This window comes from Siphonobacter curvatus, from assembly GCF_002943425.1.
Classification (GTDB): domain Bacteria; phylum Bacteroidota; class Bacteroidia; order Cytophagales; family Spirosomataceae; genus Siphonobacter; species Siphonobacter curvatus.
Genome location: NZ_PTRA01000006.1, coordinates 98,788 through 119,443 on the forward strand (window position 1 = coordinate 98,788; position 20,656 = coordinate 119,443).

Genomic DNA, 20,656 nt, shown 5'->3' on the forward strand with positions numbered 1-20,656 from the left:
TGAGCCTGCCAGCAATACCGACTAGAGATGACTTTGAATTAACAGACCCGCATGGAAACTTAGTCTGGAGCCGTAAGACCCATTCCATTAGCCACTACCAGGTTGTGTCCATTACTGAAAAGCGTATACACCACTATTTACTATAAGCTATTTAATAAATGAAATAAGCGTAATCGCTTGTTAACATCCTTTCTATCGAAACAACTTACCGCCGCCATCGGGAGTGTTGCCGGTTCTTCGCATGCCTTACGCATGCTATGTTTATCCGTTTTGTTTCTTTGTTAACTTCATGCGTATAGTGATAAACGTTAGTGTTAATACAGGCACTGATGTACTGAATTTCCGTGGAGTTTACTGAAACCGAAGCTGCTTTGTAACTGCACCTTGTCTGCTCAAGGTCAGAACTGTATTGCCCTTTGCTGATCAAATCTACCTACTATCAAAACGAATACATCTGATGAAGTCTTCATTTGCTACCCAAATGGTATCCCTACTAGGCATTGCCATGCTTTTTACGCAGTGCCAGAAGGACGAACGAGTAGCTCCGCATGCTACGACGCTGTCGTCAACCGTGAAATCCATGAGTTTGGATGAAATCCGGGCCATCCGTACGAACCTGGCTCCGGACAGTATTTACCTGACGGATCAGGGAAAACAGGGCCTTTTTAAATTAGTCAGTACGGATAAAAAAAGTACGGACAATACGGGTATTACCCTGGTTACCAGCAACGGGTTACGCTACAAGCGGGCGTTTACCGGTGCTGCCAATGCCACCTGGTTTGGCGTAAGTACGACCGATTCGGATATTGGGCCGGAGCTACAGGAGGCTGTCAATGCTCACAACGTAGTAACGATCCCCGACGGAGCGTATTCGCAGGTGACGAAAGTGATTCTGCGTAGTAACGTAACCATCAAAGGAAACCCCGGTAAGGTAACGCTGAAACTCAACGGACCCGGGTATATTTCCTTCCAGAACTTCTGGAGTGAACAACAACTGGAAAACATTACCATCGACGGGATCAACTGGGAGGTCTCTTCAACGGCAAAAGTCGTAGGTTCGTACGGACCCATTACCATTGACGGCCCGACGGTGAAAAATCTGTTGGTACAAAATTGCCAGAGCATCCACACGTCGAAAACGGCCAACGTAAACTGGTTTTTCCTGAAAGTATCTCCGGGTAAATCGACCGATAACATCATCGTTCGGAATAACTACGCCCGGGGTGGACGCATGGGCGTCGAGTTTCTGGCTCAACGATTACCGCAGAAATACCTCGGTAAGAACATTACGGTATCAGGAAACCGATTTGAGAAATGCAGCTTTGGTATCTCGATTGCCGGTTCATTCGACAACGTAACCGTCGATGCCAACTACCTGAAGGATTGCCCGACTTACGGCGTAGAATTTGCCGGATGGTTGCATAACTCGACCTTATCGAATAACCGTTTTGAAGGAAAATTTTCGGATTTATTCGCCGGAAACTGGGAAAACGATGGCGACGGGACTATTGGAGAGGGTACTCACATGTATGGTAACCGTACCATTGGCACCTGCACGGGCAAATGGACGATTCGGAATGGTTTCAATATGCTGATGGAAAACAATTACATCAATATGACGGGTGTACTGGACCTGACGGGATCGACCAAAAATGCTCAGATTACGGGTAATAAAATTATTAGTACGACTGAAAACAAAGTAATCCAGATCAACTACGTGGGGAACCTGCGTTTCATTAATAACTACATCAGCAATGAAAATGTAAAAAATAGCTGGCTGGTGATTATCGTAAACGGAGCCGGAGCGACGAACAATCTTTTCACGAACAATATAATCGTGAAAAGCTCAGGGGGGTATGTTGGCTACGGAAACGGTGCCAGCATTAAGTTCTATAATAACTATGACAAAGACGGGAACTTGATTTCGCTTTAATCGAAACGTTTATAAGAATAAATTAAAAAGGGCACCTCTTGAGGTGCCCTTTTTAATTGAACGTACATTCCAGCAGGCGATGCCCGTTGATGTCCATGGGTAGCTGGCGAACCACTTTGATCTGGTGGGAGTCAATGAAGTTTTCCATCTGGTAATGACTCGCTTCATCGACTACGTAGAAATGCGGAAAATTCGCCTTGGTAAACTCTTTAGCCGGAGTCAGTCCCGGTACCTGGTATTTATCCCGAACCGATTTAAGAATCTTGTGTTCGACGGTAGCACTGAGAATATTAGTCGGTACCGCAGCCGTGGGCCAATGAATCAGGTAATGCACCGGTTGCGGAAACTTATGAAACCAAAGGGGGAGAAAGTAATCGGCCGTTTCAACAAAAACCGGATACCGAGGGTCCAGTTGCGGTAGATAGGAGAGAATGCCCTTCGGAAAGTGAACGATTTTTCGATTCTGATAGAATACAAAGGCTCCGATCAGTAGAGCATACAAGGGGGCGAGTCGATACCAGCCCGACAGCTTGGGGGGCGTATAGAATTGATAAAAGGCGTACATCAACTGAAAAATAACTAACAGATGATTCGGCCACAGGTACCGGCTAATGAAAACCGATGTATGTACCAGACTCACCCCAAGCGAAATCAGAATGGTACTGAAATAGATAAAGCCCGACAGGAGATAAAACTGAAACGCCGCATCCGTACGAAAAGCCGCGTATCCATCTCTGCGTTTTTTACGAAGGATGAAAACGAAAAGAAAAGCCAAGGCAAAAAAGCGGAGGTAGGGCAGAAAGGAAAACCAGCTACGTTGTTCGAGCGAATACGAAAGCGTAGGGCTTAGCTCACCGATGGTAGTAAAGAAGCTTTCCCAAGTGGGAAGTGGAATCCAGGAGTGAGGTTTCCCAGCTTCGGTCTGGATCTGAAAACTAGTAAACCAAAACGCCGCCCACAGAAGTAGTGTAATCAAGTGAGCCGCCATCGGCCAGACATACGCCGCTTGCCGCGACCAGAGCCAAAGCAAAAAAAAGAAAGCTCCCGAAGCCGCGAGGTAAAACAGGCCAAAATTGTGCGTCAAACTCAGGCCCAGTCCCAGCAGTACAAAGAGCCCCAGCAAACGACGATTATGCGGTTCGGCAATCAGGCGATGAAGTACGATAAAGTAGGGCAGACTAATCAGAAAAAACAGGGCATAAGAGCGAACCTGCGTTGCTAAGGTTAAGTTGAGGTAGGTGAAGGCGGCAATCAGGGTAATGAGCAGAAAGTTGAACAGCGGCGTACCCAATAGGGTCGTGCTGTACCAGAAAAACAAAGCCATCGTCAGAGCAAAAAAGACGATGGATACCATTCGTAAAAACTGAAAGTCGAGCGAAATAGCGTGTCCCAGTATCCAATACACATTCACAAATAGGGGAGGGTTGGCGTCCATCCCGCTTACCAGAGCATCGTTAGCATGGGCTAGCGAAGGGTCCGAAACGAGCAGATAACTCAGTACCTCATCCATCCACAACCAGTGATCTTTAAAAAATAAAGAAAGGATCAGGCTCAGCGAAAAGATCAAAAAGATCCCGATACTGAACGGTAGCGTTTGAGTAGATATACGATTCATGAGGACACGGTTTGGTGGGAAGAATAGGGCGGTAATACCTACAGGTACTTTAGGCCAGTACAGCCGCTGACTCCGTCACGCCGTAAGTCTGGTAAATCTCAAGGTATTGCCGGGCTACCGTCTCTAGGGGGAATCGGGCCCGTACCATTTCCAGTCCTTGTTGAGACAGTCGTCTGTACAAAGCGGCGTCCGTCAGTAACTGATGCATGGCCTCGGTCATCGCTTCGACTTTAGTAACATCTACCAGCAGCCCACCGTCCTGTACCACCCAGGGGACGGCTCCACTGTCTTTCCCGGCCACAACCGGAATGCCGTAACTCATGGCTTCCACGAGTACCATCCCGAACGACTCTTCCAGCGAACTATGCAGCACGAACGTACTCCGGGAAATATTCTCCAGTACCGTTGAATACTTCGTTGTGCCCATAAAGACGACATTAGAAATGCCCTGTTCTCGGCAGAATACTTCCGCTTCTTTTCCGGGTTCAAAGGCGGTACCCATGGCCCATAACTCGGCATTAGGGTGCCGTTGAAGCAATGCCTTAAAAGACAGGAGAGCATTGATATTATTCTTCCGGTCGTCCCAGCCATTCACGACGACGCTGATGATGGGTTTCGTGACGGGGGCCGGTTCGCCCAGTTGGTCGGGTAAGGTTACTGGATTAGGTACGACCAGTACTTTTTGCGAAGCCCAGTGACTGACCGAATCGGCCATGTAGGGTGATACGGCCGTAAACCAGAGACCCTTGCGAAATACCTGCCGGGCCATCAGGAGCAGGAAAAAACGGTTGAGGGTACGAACGTAATTGAAAATTACCTGGGCGTTGTCGTGTATTGTAATAATGGCGTTGGAGGTGTATGACAAGGCCGCCATCGCAAATTCGTAGGTCCAGTGTGCATGTACCACTTCCGGCTGAAAGCGATCCAGAATTTCCCGCATTCGCCGCCGCTCGAACCGGTAAAAGTCCAGGTTACGACCGATACGTTTGCCATTGGGGCGAAAGATCCGTTGTCGGCAGGGCACGACCACGTAGGTAAGCAATCCATCTTCCAGAATAAAAGACGGCTCGTCCGCACTCAGCGTATCGTCGTGGGTAATCGCCAGGACCCGATGGCCCATGTTGAGATACGCCTTGATTAAATTGGTGATGAGCGGTGCCCCCTCACGGCCCTTAGGATAGGAGGGCTGAATAGCGGAGGCCGGAAGTAAATCCCGGGTAGCGATAAAGCCTAGGATAGCAATGTGCATGGTTTCGTCCAATAGAAAATGAAAGAAAACGACTTTTGAAGTACCATTTAAGACGCGGATACCTGAACCGATGAATGGGAAGCCGAAGGCTGCATGAGAGTCGGGTACAGTTCATCCACAAAACGGCGAATTTTCTGGTCCCAGATCAGTTCTTTGGCGATTTCGTAACCAGCCAGCCCCATTTGTCGGCGTTCATCGGGATGGGCCGCCATCCATTCCACGCCACGGGCCAGAGCATCTACCACTTCCGTTTCATTCGTAACCGGAACTTTGATGCCGTTACTACCATTCACTAATTCGCCCTGACCGTGTAAATCCAGCGTCAGAATCGGCATACAGTACGACATGGCTTCTACCAACTGGTGCGGACAGGAATCTCGTAAACTGGTAAAAAACAGAACGTCCGAATCAATGTAGTACTGTTTCATCTGATCGTACGAAACTTGTCCCACCCAATTGACGCGGTTTTCGACGCCGTAAGTTTGGACGTATCCGGGAATGTGCTCGACCATTTCACCTTGCCCACCCACAATCGTAAGCCGTACTGAAAGCTTAGGATCAACTTTACTCAGGGCTTGAATAGTCAATTCCAAAGCCTTACGGGGCAGCATCCGACCCGTCCAAAGCAGTTCGAGGGTTGCCTTAGGCGGATGAGCGGTGACTTCGCGGGGGAGAAAATTCAAAGCCATACCTACATCCCAAATACGCTCAATGGGTTGGGTCGGTCGTAATCGCCGGACCAGATCATACGTATCATTATTGGTAACAATGACCAGATCGGCTTTTTTCAACATTCGGAAATACGCGGGATTGGTATACTCCAGCACTTTGCCGACAATATCCCGCATCCATTCGCGGGTCCAGTGCGAGCCAAAGTAGCGTTTAAGAGCTTTGGGAGCCCGCTGGCCGCCACCAGCGGGTCCAAAGATGAGAGGCTTACCTAGTTTATACAGGAAGCTTCCCAGTTGCAAACTGCCATACGTGGCATGATGAATCAAATCAAAGTTGTGTTGCTGGTCGAGTTTCCTCGCCATCTGATACGCCGCCCATTGCCAGTACAGGTAATGGAAATACATACCGATGAGTCCTTTCCAGCAAAATTTATCTACCCAGGCCGGTACTCGTACGTAATGAACCCGCAGGTTGGGATAGAATCCATCCGCCAGAATCGGATCGATTCGGTCTTTCCCATCAACTAGCGTCAGGCAGTGTACTTCCAATCCGCTAGTACTGAGATGAGTGGCGTAGTTCCAGCCGTTGCCCTGCTCAGAGCCCATGTTAGGAATACAGGCGTAGGCCGACAGAAGTATCTTTTTCATAGGGCTTACAAGGGTTTCATTAATCGCATTTTACGCAGGAAAAATCCGGCACAAATGCGTCCGACGTCGAAGCAGAAGTAAACGAGTTTAGTCTTGGAATGGTCAATGGCAAAGTTGTAGCGAACCTTCAGATTCGTTGGCGACTTGATGGACGTGAAGCTCTCGATAAATTGCTTGGTCGTAATCATCCGTTCCACCTGAATGCCGCTAGCACTCACGAATTCCTGTACTACGCTTTTCACATCGACAATCAGCGGATACCCGGCTTTTTTTGCCCGAACTGAGAAATCGATGTCGGACATGTAATGAATGTATTTCTTGGAATCGAACAGGCCGATTTTTTCGAATACTTCCATCGGAATCAGCGTGCCGCGTCCGGGTAGTGAATCCGAGACCACGTGATCGGTACGGCGAACGAGCTCCTGATAATCGAAGTTATAATCTTCGGCCATGTGACGGCCCCCGGCCAGGTACAGCTCACAGACGGTACCGCAGAATTCAAGTTTATTTGGCTCGTCGCTGTTGACACTGACTGAACCGACGAGACAGGGCTGAAACCGGTCGTACGCATTCAGGAGCGATTGCAGGTAATCCGGCTCCATTTTGGTATCGTCGTTGAGCGTCAATACAAAGTTTGCCTCACTGCGATCCTGATGTTGCAGGGCGTACCGAATGCCCCAGTTGGTGGCTTCCGTCCACCATAGACTTCCGTCACCCGTCAGAACAATCGTCTCCGGAAATTTTTCCTGGATCATTTCCGCCGTACCATCCGAGGAACCGTCATCCACGACAATGGCCTGAAAATTACGGTACGTTTGAGCCGACAAACAGGCCAGGCATTGTTCGGTGAACGCTTTTCGGTTATGGACGGGGATGACAACACTAATCATACGGGTTGGGAATTAATAGTTTCTTCGGATAGAATGACAAGCTCGGGTTCGGAAGGCGATTCGAAGTCCTCCGACTCGTTGGGGTAAAGGGCGTAATACATTGCCAAGCCCACAAAACCCCAGAAGTACACGGGTAATTGGTACGAAATGCTGAAAAACAGTCCACTGATGAGAAAGCCAAACAGTGTGGATTGCTCGGTCGTGAAAACCTCGTTGCGGCGGTACATAACCACCAGCGTTCCCACAATCAAGAGCATATTCAGGAAAAGGCCCACGGCTCCGTAGTTGTACAGCATATCGATGTACTGTGAGTGAATGATGGTGCCTTTTTCGGGAAAATCTTCGTTCTCCATGATCTCGCCCCGGTCGTACCCTTCGTACCGCCAGCCGAGCAGCAAGCGGTCCGGAATCTTGCTGAGGTAAAACTCTGACTGTTCGAGTCGCCAGCTACCAGTTTCATCTTCCTTGGGATCGAGAATCCCTCCGACGTTGTCGAGGAAAGCCTGCGTTTTGGCTTCGGGTAGCAGCGTAACCGCCGGAGCCAATAAGCCAAGCATTACTAAAAAGGTACCGAACGTTTTGCCGAGCGGTAAAGCCTGTTCCGTAATTTTTCCAAACAAGCCAAACACCACCAGCAGAAAGGCAGCCGCACCCGCCGCCGAGATGACCGAGCGGTGCAACAGAAAAACAATGAGTGCGAAGGTCAGTACGGATTTAAAAAAGTCGGAGAGCCGGTGTTCCCGTAGGTACGTGATCATGTAGTACAGGAAGGGAATGGTCAGGTACAGGGCTTCGGGAGCGGTAACCGTACGGCTTTCGGAGGTCAGGCTGTACGAGAAAATTTGCCCGAGGAAAATCTGATTAATCAGGTAAAAGCTAAAAATCAACCAGTTGGCATACTTGAGTTTAAACGGTCGGGCCTGCGTAGCCACGTAGTACGTAACCATTGCCAGTCCACTATAAAAAAACCGCTTGATGACGAAGTACGAATACATCCACGTACCGTAGAGGTACTTCGATTCGAGTACGAGCAGGACGACGCCCAGCAACATCGGCCAGGCCATTACTTTAAAAAAAGTAGGATAATGTAAGTAACAAACCACCAGGGCGGGTATGCCGATGAGGGCGACCACGTTGGTAAGTTTATCCAGAAAGGGGCTCAGCGTATTGCCCCCGTGACTGAGAGCACTGACCCCAAACAGGAGTACAAATAAAAGAATGCGATAAATCCAGACCATACAAAGGCTTGTGGGCGGTTCGACCTATTAAACGGGAATGGCTTGTGCCGTGACCAGCAACGGCTCCTGAGCCGTTTGCCGGTAAAAAGTAATCAACTCGTTGACCGACTTGCGGTGATTGAATTTGTAATCAGCGTGAATGGCCTGAGCTTCGGCCAGACTTGCTCGTCTGTCGGCTTCGAAATAGGGAGCAATTTCGCTGGCCAGACTCCGGGCGTCAGTACCCCGCAATGGTCCATTCGATTCGGGCAACATTTCTGGGATACCTCCCACGGGCAAAGCCAGTACGGGCGTTTGGACCGCGAAAGCCTCGATGATCGAGTACGGACAGTTATCATTCAGGGCCGTATGAATATACAGGTCACTCTGAGCGACGAGCTGCCAGGGAGCGGTGTGCCGTCCGTAAAATTTCACCTGTTCTTTCAGACCCAGCGTTTCGGCGAGCTGCTCATACTCCTGCCGTTTGGGACCATCGCCAATCAGCCAGATGTTGAAATTGGAAAGGTTACGTGAGCGTAGTTCGTGACCAATTTCAATTAGCAGTTTCTGGTTTTTCCGTTCATCGATATGCCCTACATTCGTAATGGTCAGGGTAGGGGAGGGAGTCCGGGAAACGGACACTCCTTCGAGTTGCACCGTATTCGGCAGTACGCGTTTAGTAATGTCTTCGGGCAACAGGTGCCGCGACTGGGTATAAGCGTAGTTGGAAACGAATACGTAATTCTTCACGTACGAGAACAGGTATTGGTACCAGGCCGTCAGTTGGCGGGTAAACGAGGGCTTCAAGGCATACGCTAGTACCAGTTCCTTCACCGGATCATCGTTGAAATGACAGGTCAGTACAATGGGCGTCCGGCGGCCCAGGGCCAGGTAAGCGGCAACGCCCGAGCGTACATCCTGAGCGTGGATCAGGTCGATACCCGCATTCCGATGTTTACGAGTTGCCAGGTACAAACCCGTGAAATAGGCAAACTCATCGTACACGACCCAGGAGGCTCCTCCCAGCGGACGCATGATGCGTTTGAGTACGCCGAGCACTTTCTTCCAGACGGTAGGTGTATGTGAGGCATCCACTTGCGTCACCTGCACGCCTTCGCGGGTCAGATCCTTGGCCAGCGTTCGGCAGTAGGTAACCACGCCCGAGGGCGAGGTAGGAACGAGGAAAGTAGCGATTAATACGTTCATGGCGTGGTCGGTTGAAATCGTTAACGTTGCCGAAAACTCTGAATACGTTCTTTACTGAAAGCCACCGCTTCCCGCAGGTAGGCCAGTTTTACAACCTGAATGCCCTGCGAACGCAGGTGTACATAAAAGGCCAGGATGACGAAAATCTCCGTGATAACCCAGGAGTACGAAACACCAATGTGGCCCAATTGCTTGATGAGCAAAGCATTCAGGCTTAAACTAATAATAGAAGCAAGAGCAGAAATACGGAAAAAGGCTTTATCCATTCGCAGGTTGATCATGGTATGAACGCCCAGCAAATTATTCAAACCCAGCGTAATGGGTAAAATCGATACAATGCGTAGGACGACAACGGCTTCCTCAAACTGATCGCCGTAGAACAGGTGAATGAAGAGGGGAGCGATGATGTACAATCCAATGGTAATCAGGGTCATCAGTACTACAACGGGGAAGAAGATCGTCCGTACTACTTTGAGACCTGCTTCCTTACCCTGTCCAAAAGCCCGGGCTACAATGGGAAAGAAAGCCTGGCTCAGGGCCAGCGATACGAAGGACTGCGTAATGCCCGCGATACGAGTCCCCGCCGAAAAAATCCCAACGCTGTAGGCCGTTGAGAAAATACCTAGCAGAAACGTATTGGAACCCGCGTAGATCGTGGCTACTACCGAGGTAAAAAATAAGGTACTATCGTCTTTAAAACGTTTCAGCAGTTGAGCAATCGATGGGAAGGTATACGTCAAATCAAACCGCCGCAAGGCTACGACAAAGGCAGCTACGCTGATGAGTACTTGTGCGATGCTTAGCGACAGATTCTGGTAAATGTAATCGTTGGGTTCACGGATAAAGATGAAGACTGTAAAGGTGAAGAGTACCTTCACGATGGTATTAAAAATGGCCACCCGCCCCAGATCTTCCATAGCCTGGTACAGCCAAATGGGAAAGAGCACAATCCCCAGGCAACTGATATATGTACAAACGTGCAGCCACCAATGAGCCCGAAACTCCTCCACAAAATACGTAATGCCTCCAAATATGACCGTTGAAAGCACCCAGAGTAGGGCTTTGCCCGACATCACTTCACTAAAAATCTGGTTGACCAGCGATTTATTGTGGCGGTCGGCGGCAATGGCTCGTACCGCTGCCGTATCAAAACCATAATTGATCAATAAGGTAAAGTACGCTACGTAAGCTTGGGAAAAGTTAAGTAATCCCAGCCGTTCGGGGCCGATGATGCGAACCACATAAGGTACCGTAAGTAAGGGCAGCAGCATATTCGCCACGTTGACGCTGAAGAGCGAAGCCACGTTAATGGCAAACCGCTTCATGGTCGACTTGGAGAGAGCAACCGGGGGCTTTTCTATGACGGGTTCATCCAGTACTTTTTCTTCAATCATAGGTAATGGCGGGTTAATGGGGCCTCGCTAAGCAGTACTTTTTTTATTAAGGAAGCGGTACAACCGTACCGTTTTTATGCCATCGGGGTACTTTCTGAAATTGTTAAAAATACTGTCAAGGGCCGCTTCACCGTAAATCAGAAAATCATACATCCGGTGTTTTCGCTTGGAACGGAGTTGTACAAAAGTTTCCCGTAACGACCATTGCAGAAAAACCATAATCCCGTACTTATTGCCGTGCATATTCTGAAAAATTCGTCGCTGGTTTCGTACGGCATAGTACTGTTTCCAGGCTCCGGGCCAGGGAATACCGTTTCGATCAAAGGACGGCGGATGGTAGAAAACGGAATTGGTAACCGTTACTACCGAAAACCCCATTTTGATGGCCCGGGTCATGTATTCCACTTCGTCACCCCAGATAAATAATTTACGGTCGGGCAGGCCAATATGTTTAATAACCTGTCGGTGAATGAGCGTACCGTTGAAAAAAGAGGCAACGCCATACACCAGGTCCACCTGGGTCATATCGGTTACTTTCCGATAACTCTTATTGGGCCGATCAACATAAAAGGCCAACTCGGAATGATCCTTATTACTGATCGATACGCAATTTTTAATGCAAGGTCCGATATTCGGCGATTCCAGTAGGGCCCGTAAGGCACCCGGTGTGGCCACACAATCGTCGTCCATGCACCAAATCCACTCGTACTCCGCCTCGTAGGCTGTCTCGATACCCGTAGCGAATCCACCGGCTCCCCCGCAGTTGGCCTGGGTAGTGACGAGCAATTCGGGTTGGGTTGCCAGCCAATCGGCCGTACCATCCGTACTGCCATTGTTGATCACAAATATGGCTTGTACCGGAAACGTCTGTTGCTGTAAACTGGTAATACAAATTTTGAGGTCTTCTAGCCGGTTATAGGTTACTACTACGGCAGCTACTTTTTTCATGCGAAATACCAGGTTATCCATTCAATATAGTTCATAGGGACAAGGGGGATAACGGACTGATACAAGGAACTCTTTCAATAAAACCAGTGGATCTTAGCAGCAAGCAGACTGAAGTAGCGGTTCAATGAGACTTAATACTAAAAAGCGTTTTTATTACCCGTGGCAGCCGCTTTGATGGTCCACCAGCAAATGGTAGCGTCCAGGCGAGCGGATTGCCGATGAATGTACAGGTGATCATAGCGAATGCGTTGTTTCATTTTACTGAGATGTTCGGTTTCACCACGTGCTCCCCGGGACTGAGCCAGGCCAGTAATGCCGGGAAGTACGGTATACCTTTCCTTGTAGCCGGGCATCGAATGCCAATACTGGGCATCCAAGGCTACCGGGTGGGGGCGTGGTCCGACAATACTCATATCACCCAGTAACACATTAATAAACTGGGGCATTTCGTCCAGATTCGTTTTCCGTAGATAACGACCCAGAGGCGTAATGCGGGAGTCGTTGCGGGTGGCTTGCTTGAAATCAGCATTTTCCTCGTAACGCATCGTCCGGAATTTAAAGCAACGAAAGGGCTTGCCATTCCGGCCGGTGCGTAGCTGAACAAACAGGATTGGTCCCGGGGAAGTCAGCTTGATGAGCAGACTGATCAGGGGAAGCAGCCACACCAGCACCAGGACGGTTACGGAACTAGCCACGGCCAAATCAAACATCCGTTTTTTGAAAAACTGAGTCGGATTGGGTTGAGCGTGCGTAGGCGTAAACAGCGTCTGATTGGTAATCGGTATTCGGACAGCCTTCTTGTTTATCGTGAGTGACATCGTATGGCAGTTTATGGGATGAAGGCAAACGCTATTTATACGAGTAACTATTCTTGTAGTTGTAGTGGTACGATTCGCCACCCGCTACACCATTCAAAATAATGTTGAGGTTGTTGAAGCGGCGTTCGCGATGCAAAACGTCCAGTTCCTTGAGGGCCGTTTTGGGCGTTACATTATGACGGATCACAAACAGGGTGGCATCGGCCATGGGCGAAACCAGTTGGGCATCAGTGACAATACCTACCGGAGGAGCATCCACGATGATGTACGAGAAGCGTTCGCGTAGTTCCTGAAGGAGCTGGGGCAGTCGAGGACCACTCAGCAATTCCGAGGGATTAGACGGCAGTGGACCACTCGGAATAACGAAGTAGTTCGGGTAGCCCGGAACGGGTTTAATAATTTCTTCGAGGGAGGCTTCTTCGTTAAGATAGTCGCTGATTCCGATATCATTCTGCACATCGAACACCTGGTGAATGCGTGGCATCCGCATATCCATCTCTAAGATGACGGTCGGTTGCTTCATCAGGGCTAGGCTCGCTCCCAGGTTCATGGAGATGAAAGACTTCCCTTCACCACTGATACTAGAGGTAAATAAAAGCACGTGACTTTCGTCCATTCCACCCCGGCGTAAGTGAAGGTTAGTACGGATGGAACGAATCTGTTCGGCGATAATCGATTTGCTGTGCTGAGCGATCACAAGCTGATCTTTCTCCCGCTTCTTCATGACTTCACCCAAGATGGGAACGCGGGTTACGCCTTCCACGTCTACCCGACGCATCACGCGACCATTGAGAACTCCTTTGCTGGCAATTGCTGCCGTGGGTACCAGAAAACCGATCAGACCAAATAGGGCGTAAATCACCACGCCTACGGGTTTCACGGGCATTGCTCCGCTTTCAGCCGCATCGATGGTATAATTCTCGGGCACGCTCGCGGCGAAGGCAACGGCCATTTCTTCGCGTTTCTGTAACAGATAATTGTAGAGGTTATTCTTAATGGATTGTTGACGCGTAATGTCGATCAGTAAGCGTTCCTGTTGAGGAATGTCGCGAATGCTATTTTCAAGCCGAGCGTTTTTCTGTTCATACTGCTTTTGGGAATTGAGCAGCATGGTCTTCATCGTTTGTACGTTCTGGCTGATGTTCTGCCGTGTGGACCGGATCTGATCGTCCATACCTTTAATCATGGGATTGGCATCCGTGGTCGTTTGGCTAAGTTGCTGCCGCTGTAACTGCAATTGGGAAAGCTTGTCGAGTTGTCCCAGCAGTACCGGATCGTTCAGCCCTATCGTGGCGGGTGTCAATCCCTGCTCATCCGATTGCGTACTGATGAATTTCTGTAAATCGTTCAGCGTAGCCAATTGAATATTTACCTGATTCAGCTGATTGTCATTTTGCTGGGTGGATTCCAGAAAAGTAGCTGCCTGCGTACCCAAATCGGTAATAGAACGAGCCGACTTGTATCGTTCGACGCGTTTTTCTACGTTCGACAAATCGCCTGATACCGCCCGGAGTCGGTCTTCAATCAACTGAATGGTTTGCGTCGCTACGCGGTTTTTATCCGCTAGCGTCCGATCATTGTACGCTTTAGCCAGGTTATTCAGAATAGCGTCGGCTTTTTCGGGTACTGCATCTTCGAGTTTCAGGTGTACTACGGAAGAAGTTTTGCTAGTAGCTTCCGCTTTCATATTGCCTAAATAGCCTTTGATGGCAGCATTTCGCGGGAGGAGCTGTACAATCAAGGGCTCGGTCTGAGCGTTGACCGCCTGCCGGGTAAGTACGCGAATCTGACCGGTAGGCAATTGAATACTTGTATTGAGCGGGTAGATCTTTCCGTCGATATTCACCTGCTTCTCATTGACAAAACTCAGCTCCAGCGGTTTTTTATACAGGGCATTCTTGGGCTTCTCGGCCAGAACAGTCACGGGCGATTCCTGAAAGATTTCCCGCTTACCGAATGAGGTTTGGTGATAGTATTTGGTCTGTAGTTGCAAGGCATCTACTACTTGGCCCATGAGCGAGGAAGAGGTTAGGACTTCAATCTCATTTTCAACGGCCTTTTTGGAGGTATAGACGTCAAGTTCTTTAAGCGGATTAGCCTGAACATTACCCTTCTTTTCATCCTGTAATAACAAACTTAGCTCACTACGATAAATCGGCTGCTTAAATAAAAGGTAGACGTATGCTCCTGCCAATGTCAGGACGAGCGATACGACATACCAGGGCCATCGGTTCAAATAAGGAAGTAAGGAAGCCCTAAGATTGATATTCTTAGAATCGACTACTTGATAAGATTCGTAAGGCGGAGTTGGTTTGGCTTGCATACGTATTCAGATGATGTGAGTAGGAAATGATTCTTACTAACAGATCGCTAAAACAGAATGATTAAGATCTTGAGTAAACGTCAGTAAATGAGGCGGGCATGACACGCAACATGACAGACAAGCACTCTCTGATGCTCAAGCATAAATGACTGAGAGAGAAGCTTTTGGCTTGAATGTAGAGAAGTGAAACGCCCATTGCCTGTAAGGTGGCCGAAGCTTATCACCTTTAAGCGGAAAGATTTCGTTTTGATCAAAGACCTAATACGAGCTGCTTTTACAAAAGTCTGGATTGCGGCCGACTTAAAGTTACGATAAGCGAGGGTTGTAAAAGCAGTACGTGCAAGGGTAGGCGTATAGATCAGAGTAGTTTTCCAACCATAAGCATGAAGGGATAAAACGTACGAAATATTTTTCGATAGGCGGAAAAACGATCTACTATTCATGAGTTGACACAATACATTCTGACCTAAAGCAAGGCATATAAACCCTTTAATAGGATGAAAGAAAAAGGATGATCAATAGACAACACGGTACCGATTGAATACGTAGGGTTCGTATTCAATAGAATGTCGAAATGCTGAGTACACGAGGACTAGAAGAACAGGCCAGTAAAAAAATCATTTCCCAATTCCAAGGAAATAGGGAATCTGATTAAATACAGTAGTTAATCTATACACGCGGACTTAACAAATAGCAGGTAGTGGCGAAACTACTAGCAGGATTCGGTACCGGCGGAGCACCAACTACTGGCGGGTAGATAAGGATAATTGGCGGAGTAATGGAATGAAATAGACACTTTTGTTAATGAGCAACTAATGTATTCAGAAAGCTCATTTTGTGTTAACAGGAGTACTAAGTTAGTAAAGGATTTGTAAATATACGTTTGTTCGGAGCGGAATGAACAAACCTAATAAATAAATTTTCTTTACCATTTAAAAAGGCTAAAAGTTCATGCCAACTTAACTACTATACGTAAGGGAGACGGTCAATTTAATGTCTGATTAATGAATTGAATTATTTAAAGAATAGACAAAAGGTTAATATTTAGCAACTTATCACTAATATTCGAAAAAAACGGGCCATATTTCATGCGGAGGCGGCTGTATAAATATAATAGATTTTTTACCAATTAACCGTGATTAGTGAAAAAATAATGTAAAATTGGGAACAATTATTCCCTTTAATAAGGTATTATTTCTACACTCCTATAATTATCATAAATAAAAACAATATATTCCTATTTACACTGATAAATTAAGTATATGCCATTAAGAATCGTTTAATTATTGGATTATAACAATATAATCGATAAAAGTTAACAGATTGTCCATGTTTGGTCTATTAATGACAGTTTCATTGCTGGTAAACATTTGTTCAAATCTGAGACCGCTACCCATAAAAAAACACGTCCATGTAAAGTCTTTGAACTTTATATAGACGTGTAGAAGAAAGATAAAACCTACTGAACTATTCTACCTGATTCATCCTGGTTGTCAGAAGCTTTATAAGTACCTCCATCGGCACCTTCCATATATTTTCCTCCTGGACCTTTCGTGAAGCGATTAGAAGTCAAAACATGATTCAGCGATTTATTTCCGTAAGCCATGAACATAGCCTGATTGGCAGAGGCATTACGGTTGGAAATACTATTGTTAGTAAAACGATTATTGGACGTATTGTCACAGATAATAACTTTACTAGACATACTTTCAATTGTATTATCATTAAACGATCCACCATTGGATGAGTGCGAAATTTCAATCATACCCGTCATATTGAACTTGTTATTCGCAAAAGCGAACGTTCCGCCGTTGTATAGAGCTATTCCTCCCGTACAACGTCCAATGGTTTCGTTACCCGTGATGGTCATTCCTCCTGTAACACTCCCGTTTCCGTTTCCATCATTAGAGCCAATGAAGAACTTATCAAACTTCCCTTCGAATTTATTGCTATTGATTTTTACATTACGTAAAGCACCAGCGATTTCAATGCCGTACAAGCTGCAATTTTTAACAGTATTATTCTCAACTGTGATATTTTCCATAGGTCCCGAGAGGGAAATACCGAAATGACAGTCGTAAAACGTATTATTACTGACCTCGATATTTTTTCCAACGTATTTGTTGTAATTATCGTGATTGAAAATCTCACATCCCATACGTCTAGCTCGTACGACATTGTTTTTAACCACAATATTTTCAGCCGATTTTCCCGCAGGAATTTTCAAGGTTAGCCAGTTCGTACTATCCTTGGAATCATAATCTTTACTCGTACAATTTTGAATGGTTAAATTAGCCACATTAGGACTGTCAATATAAATGGTGCCAAATGTGCCATTTTCCCGCGTCGTAACATTCCAGGACAAGCCATCAATCACCACATTGTTCAAATCTATTTTAGGGTCAATGGCATTGGCAAGCGATACATACGTGGCGGGTAAGGTAATCAGTACCTTGCCCGGGTTAGCTTGTAACTTCATGTTACTCCGCAGCCGTACTGTCGTTCGCTGGCGGTACGATCCATCCGGAATAAAGACATCATCAGCCCCATTAACCGCGTTTTGAAGTTCAGGACCGATATCATCATCGGAGGGGAGCACATCAAACCATAGTGCATTGGCAGGACCCGTATATTCGCGTTTGTAGCGAATTCCGTGGCTAGTAACCAACGTTACACCCAAGTTATCGGCGGTTTTTCGGTCCCCCTGATCTAGATTAAAAAGGCCCTGTTTCCGAGCATCAGTAATGTAAATCCGACTCGGTAAAGGCAGTGAACCAAAGTCTCTTAACTGAGCAATGGTAAGCGTATCCGTCCGTTGTTCGACCGGTTCGTTAAAATTGTCATCAGCCTTTTTACAGGAAGCATTGATACAAAAAAGTATCATCAGGGAACATAGCCCTGCCATATGTGGTAGTTTCTTCATGGTTTTTGAATGGGAAATCGGGACCAGTAAATCCTGTTTCAGGTTGGTAATGAACCGTATATAATCTAGCACTTTTTCTTATAAAAGATTATATACATGGCTTATACCAAGGGATTACGGATCACGTATAAAACCCCTGATCCATTACAGAAAATACCTTAACGCATCCCGGCGTATGTTTTGAGTTTGTTGTAAATACGAGTGACCACGCTATACTTTTGTAAGGTCTTCTGGTGATAATAAGGCGTAGTTTCTACGTGCGTCGAAAGTTTAAATTCCCGTTGCGAACCTTGATCTAGCGTAGTTTTATAGCGGTTGTAAATATTCGTGTGAGTAGCCTCGTTTCCAAAGCCAATATTCTGTACCTTAGAAACCGTTGGGTAAACGGTTAATCCATTCCCTTTAAAACGATTATAACAGAAACGAATATCCCAGGCATCCGATCGTCCTTCCATTTGATCTTCCAGCATTTTTACTAAGTCTGATCCACCCTGATTGAAGGCTCGTTGCTGGGATTTATCCTGACTGAATTCAGAATAATCTACTAATTCCCAATCAATCGACAACCAGCGATCCCGCCAAGTTGCCCAACCCCAAGGACTATGTCTCGGAACAAAGTAGGATTCATAGGGATAATCGCTAGGGCGTTCGAAAGGAAACGTATAGCCCGCTATTGAATAGATTTTTTTATCGTTTTTGTACTGCGTTAAACTCTGGTTCATATAATCCAGAAAGTTAGGAGCAGTGATCAAATCGTCTTCTACAATTATAGCCGTTGGGTAGCGGTTCAAAACATAACTAATGCCACGAATGATAGAATCCGCACAGCCAATGTTGGATTTGGCATAATCCCGATAAATACTTTTAAACCCGGTAATTTCATCAAGCACTTGATGTACTTCGTACACCTTTGGCCAGTCTTCCGCTTTTTTAGGGGCATCTACGAAAATAAATAAATCACTTTCGGAAGCTAAATGGTTTTTTTGCAAAGCTTCGACGGTAGCTCGTAATTCTCGGGCCCGTTTGTAAGCAAATAAAATCACGGGTGCATTCATGGGTATTTTGAAAATTTAGGTTGTTTATCGGGTATAGTCATTACCCTTATTTTACATTCGTACTGGATTTGAAAAGGTATCTATCAACTTAACTTTTGCGTTGAATTATTAGATAGTTATTTGCTAGATAATTATTTAAGTTATTACATGCTTTAATTATTTATTATCGATTAATAAATACACTTTATGTTTATTAAATAGCTATGGCCATATTTAGCCTATGGATGTTTACTTTATTGTTAATTACTAAAATCGTATCTCCGCTCTATTATCTACGTTAAGTTTATCCAGACTCTCAAGTATCAGATGCTGACTATACCTAATTCCGTATTTTAGTTAGTCCTCAGTACATTTTCTAAATCAGTTCCTCAGAGTGGCTATTCAGTACTCTTTTTTTACTTTCTTTAGTTAGATGAAGCTTCATCTGAACTAACTGAGCGACTTGTATTAGACGGTTTTGAAAGGAACGATCTTTTGCGTTTTTAAAAGGTTCTGAGGTATCGAGCTTCTTTGGTTCAACCTCCGCCAGTGTTGTTTTAAGCGTATTCGGTACGGAGGTGAGTATAGGTTGGACCTGTACTTGCTTTTGCTGACAGAAGCTCGGGAACCACTCACATTGGTGCTGATAAGCAGTATACACTCCGAAAAGTAGACCGCTAATTAGTAGTAGCGAGCCACCAATGTACGATCTGCTCAGGGTTGTCCAGCGACTTGTTGGATGAGCGATTAAGGCCACTTCTCTGATTTCTGATTCCGCTTGGATAAATAAAAGGGCAGACTGTGGCTTCGGAAATGATTGACTACTTAAATAACGTATGTGTATATACGTTATTTTGTTGGATGCTTCAATCCGCGAGTTTGCTCGGTAATCGGGGTATTGATCGCTTGCTATCTGGAATAACTCAGGGCGGTCGCTGTGGATAGAAATAGATTTAACTGTTGCGTCAGGTTGTACGGTCAGGAGTGCAAATTCAGGTTTCGAAACCTTGACTGGATGAAAGTCAATGACTGTTGTGCTGAGTTCAAGATGCAGTTTATGTTCAATCAGACAAGGTTTTAGTTGTTCGATTGAAGAATTACGCAAAGCATCTGTCTGTTGTAAAGAACTTATGGGGCACATCCCCGAATGAGTAGCAGGTACCCGTGTAGATTCGGCCGAAAAGCTATGAAAGCTGTTCGGAACAGGGTCATGGGATAGTTTACTAAAATAAGGCTTTCGTATAGACATACTTCTTCCGTATTCTTTGAAACAGCCTTTGCTCAAAAGAAAGCAAGTCTGTCAAAGAGTTTAGTATCGAACATTTCGCAAACGACTGTCCTACTTTTGGCGGAAAAAGTATGGAAAAAAGCGGTTGATGTTATTTCAGAACATTCACCAAGTTTTGTAGCGGTATACCTGGTCAAATACTCAATATATTAACATACAATAATCATGCCAATTCAAAATGAACGTATAGTGGGGAAGTTATCTCCCGTAATCGTTCGCTTCTTTAATTCAACTCTTCCTGGTAGGGTAAAATCCATCCCAACAAAACTGAAAAACTGAGATGCTAGGACCATGCACTTTATATCAGTTGTTGTTGAAACAAAAAATACTATTGTACAATGGCTAATTAAAATATAACTAATCTTATGAGCGGTAAGATTACGGATGTAAAGTGAAGAAAACGGCGGTATATCCTCAGTATGACGGTGTTAAGTTAAAGACTCAAACCAATACTGCCAAATATCTGCCTGTTTTTCTTCGAAAATTTACGTTTAACTTT

The 20,656-nt window shown here is 46.2% G+C and carries 14 protein-coding genes; 1 reads left to right on the plus strand and 13 read right to left on the minus strand.

The window, feature by feature from the left end:
- Positions 1-457: 457 nt before the first annotated feature.
- Positions 458-1,933: a right-handed parallel beta-helix repeat-containing protein gene (locus tag C5O19_RS22010; protein ID WP_104715547.1), complete on the plus strand. Its 1,476-nt coding sequence runs from the start codon at positions 458-460 to the stop codon at positions 1,931-1,933.
- Between the two features lie 52 nt (positions 1,934-1,985).
- On the opposite strand, the gene C5O19_RS22015 is transcribed toward C5O19_RS22010, so the two are convergent.
- From C5O19_RS22015 to C5O19_RS22075, 13 genes are all read right to left on the minus strand, one after another.
- Positions 1,986-3,548, minus strand: a complete 1,563-nt coding sequence (locus C5O19_RS22015) for a hypothetical protein (protein ID WP_104715548.1) — start codon at positions 3,546-3,548, stop codon at positions 1,986-1,988.
- A 49-nt stretch (positions 3,549-3,597) separates the two neighbouring features.
- The gene (locus C5O19_RS22020; RefSeq protein ID WP_104715549.1) at positions 3,598-4,797 is read right to left on the minus strand and encodes a glycosyltransferase family 4 protein; all 1,200 of its coding nucleotides are present in this window, start codon (positions 4,795-4,797) and stop codon (positions 3,598-3,600) included.
- A gap of 47 nt (positions 4,798-4,844) precedes the next feature.
- Positions 4,845-6,116, minus strand: coding sequence for a glycosyltransferase family 4 protein (locus C5O19_RS22025; RefSeq protein ID WP_104715550.1), 1,272 nt, complete (start codon positions 6,114-6,116; stop codon positions 4,845-4,847).
- A gap of 5 nt (positions 6,117-6,121) precedes the next feature.
- Entirely contained in the window at positions 6,122-7,006 is an 885-nt protein-coding gene (locus tag C5O19_RS22030) for a glycosyltransferase family 2 protein (RefSeq protein ID WP_104715551.1), read from the minus strand.
- Positions 7,003-8,244: an O-antigen ligase family protein gene (locus C5O19_RS22035; protein WP_104715552.1), complete on the minus strand. Its 1,242-nt coding sequence runs from the start codon at positions 8,242-8,244 to the stop codon at positions 7,003-7,005. Before C5O19_RS22035 ends, C5O19_RS22030 begins: the two co-directional genes overlap by 4 nt.
- A 27-nt stretch (positions 8,245-8,271) precedes the next feature.
- Positions 8,272-9,429: a glycosyltransferase family 4 protein gene (locus C5O19_RS22040; RefSeq protein ID WP_104715553.1), complete on the minus strand. Its 1,158-nt coding sequence runs from the start codon at positions 9,427-9,429 to the stop codon at positions 8,272-8,274.
- 20 nt (positions 9,430-9,449) lie between these two features.
- On the minus strand, positions 9,450-10,823 hold the full coding sequence (locus tag C5O19_RS22045; protein WP_243406477.1) for a flippase: 1,374 nt from the start codon (positions 10,821-10,823) through the stop codon (positions 9,450-9,452).
- Between the two features lie 27 nt (positions 10,824-10,850).
- Positions 10,851-11,771: a glycosyltransferase family 2 protein gene (locus C5O19_RS22050; RefSeq protein ID WP_165796100.1), complete on the minus strand. Its 921-nt coding sequence runs from the start codon at positions 11,769-11,771 to the stop codon at positions 10,851-10,853.
- A gap of 137 nt (positions 11,772-11,908) precedes the next feature.
- Entirely contained in the window at positions 11,909-12,589 is a 681-nt protein-coding gene (locus C5O19_RS22055) for a sugar transferase (RefSeq protein ID WP_104715555.1), read from the minus strand.
- A 31-nt stretch (positions 12,590-12,620) separates the two neighbouring features.
- Complete coding sequence (locus C5O19_RS22060) at positions 12,621-14,912, minus strand: GumC family protein (protein ID WP_104715556.1); 2,292 nt, start codon at positions 14,910-14,912, stop codon at positions 12,621-12,623.
- A 1,459-nt stretch (positions 14,913-16,371) separates the two neighbouring features.
- Positions 16,372-17,835 (minus strand): right-handed parallel beta-helix repeat-containing protein, encoded by a 1,464-nt coding sequence (locus C5O19_RS22065; RefSeq protein ID WP_133163424.1) that lies wholly within the window; start codon positions 17,833-17,835, stop codon positions 16,372-16,374.
- Between the two features lie 158 nt (positions 17,836-17,993).
- Positions 17,994-18,890, minus strand: a complete 897-nt coding sequence (locus C5O19_RS22070; RefSeq protein ID WP_104715558.1) for a glycosyltransferase family protein — start codon at positions 18,888-18,890, stop codon at positions 17,994-17,996.
- Between the two features lie 355 nt (positions 18,891-19,245).
- Positions 19,246-20,118, minus strand: a complete 873-nt coding sequence (locus tag C5O19_RS22075) for a hypothetical protein (protein ID WP_165796101.1) — start codon at positions 20,116-20,118, stop codon at positions 19,246-19,248.
- Positions 20,119-20,656 lie beyond the last annotated feature (538 nt).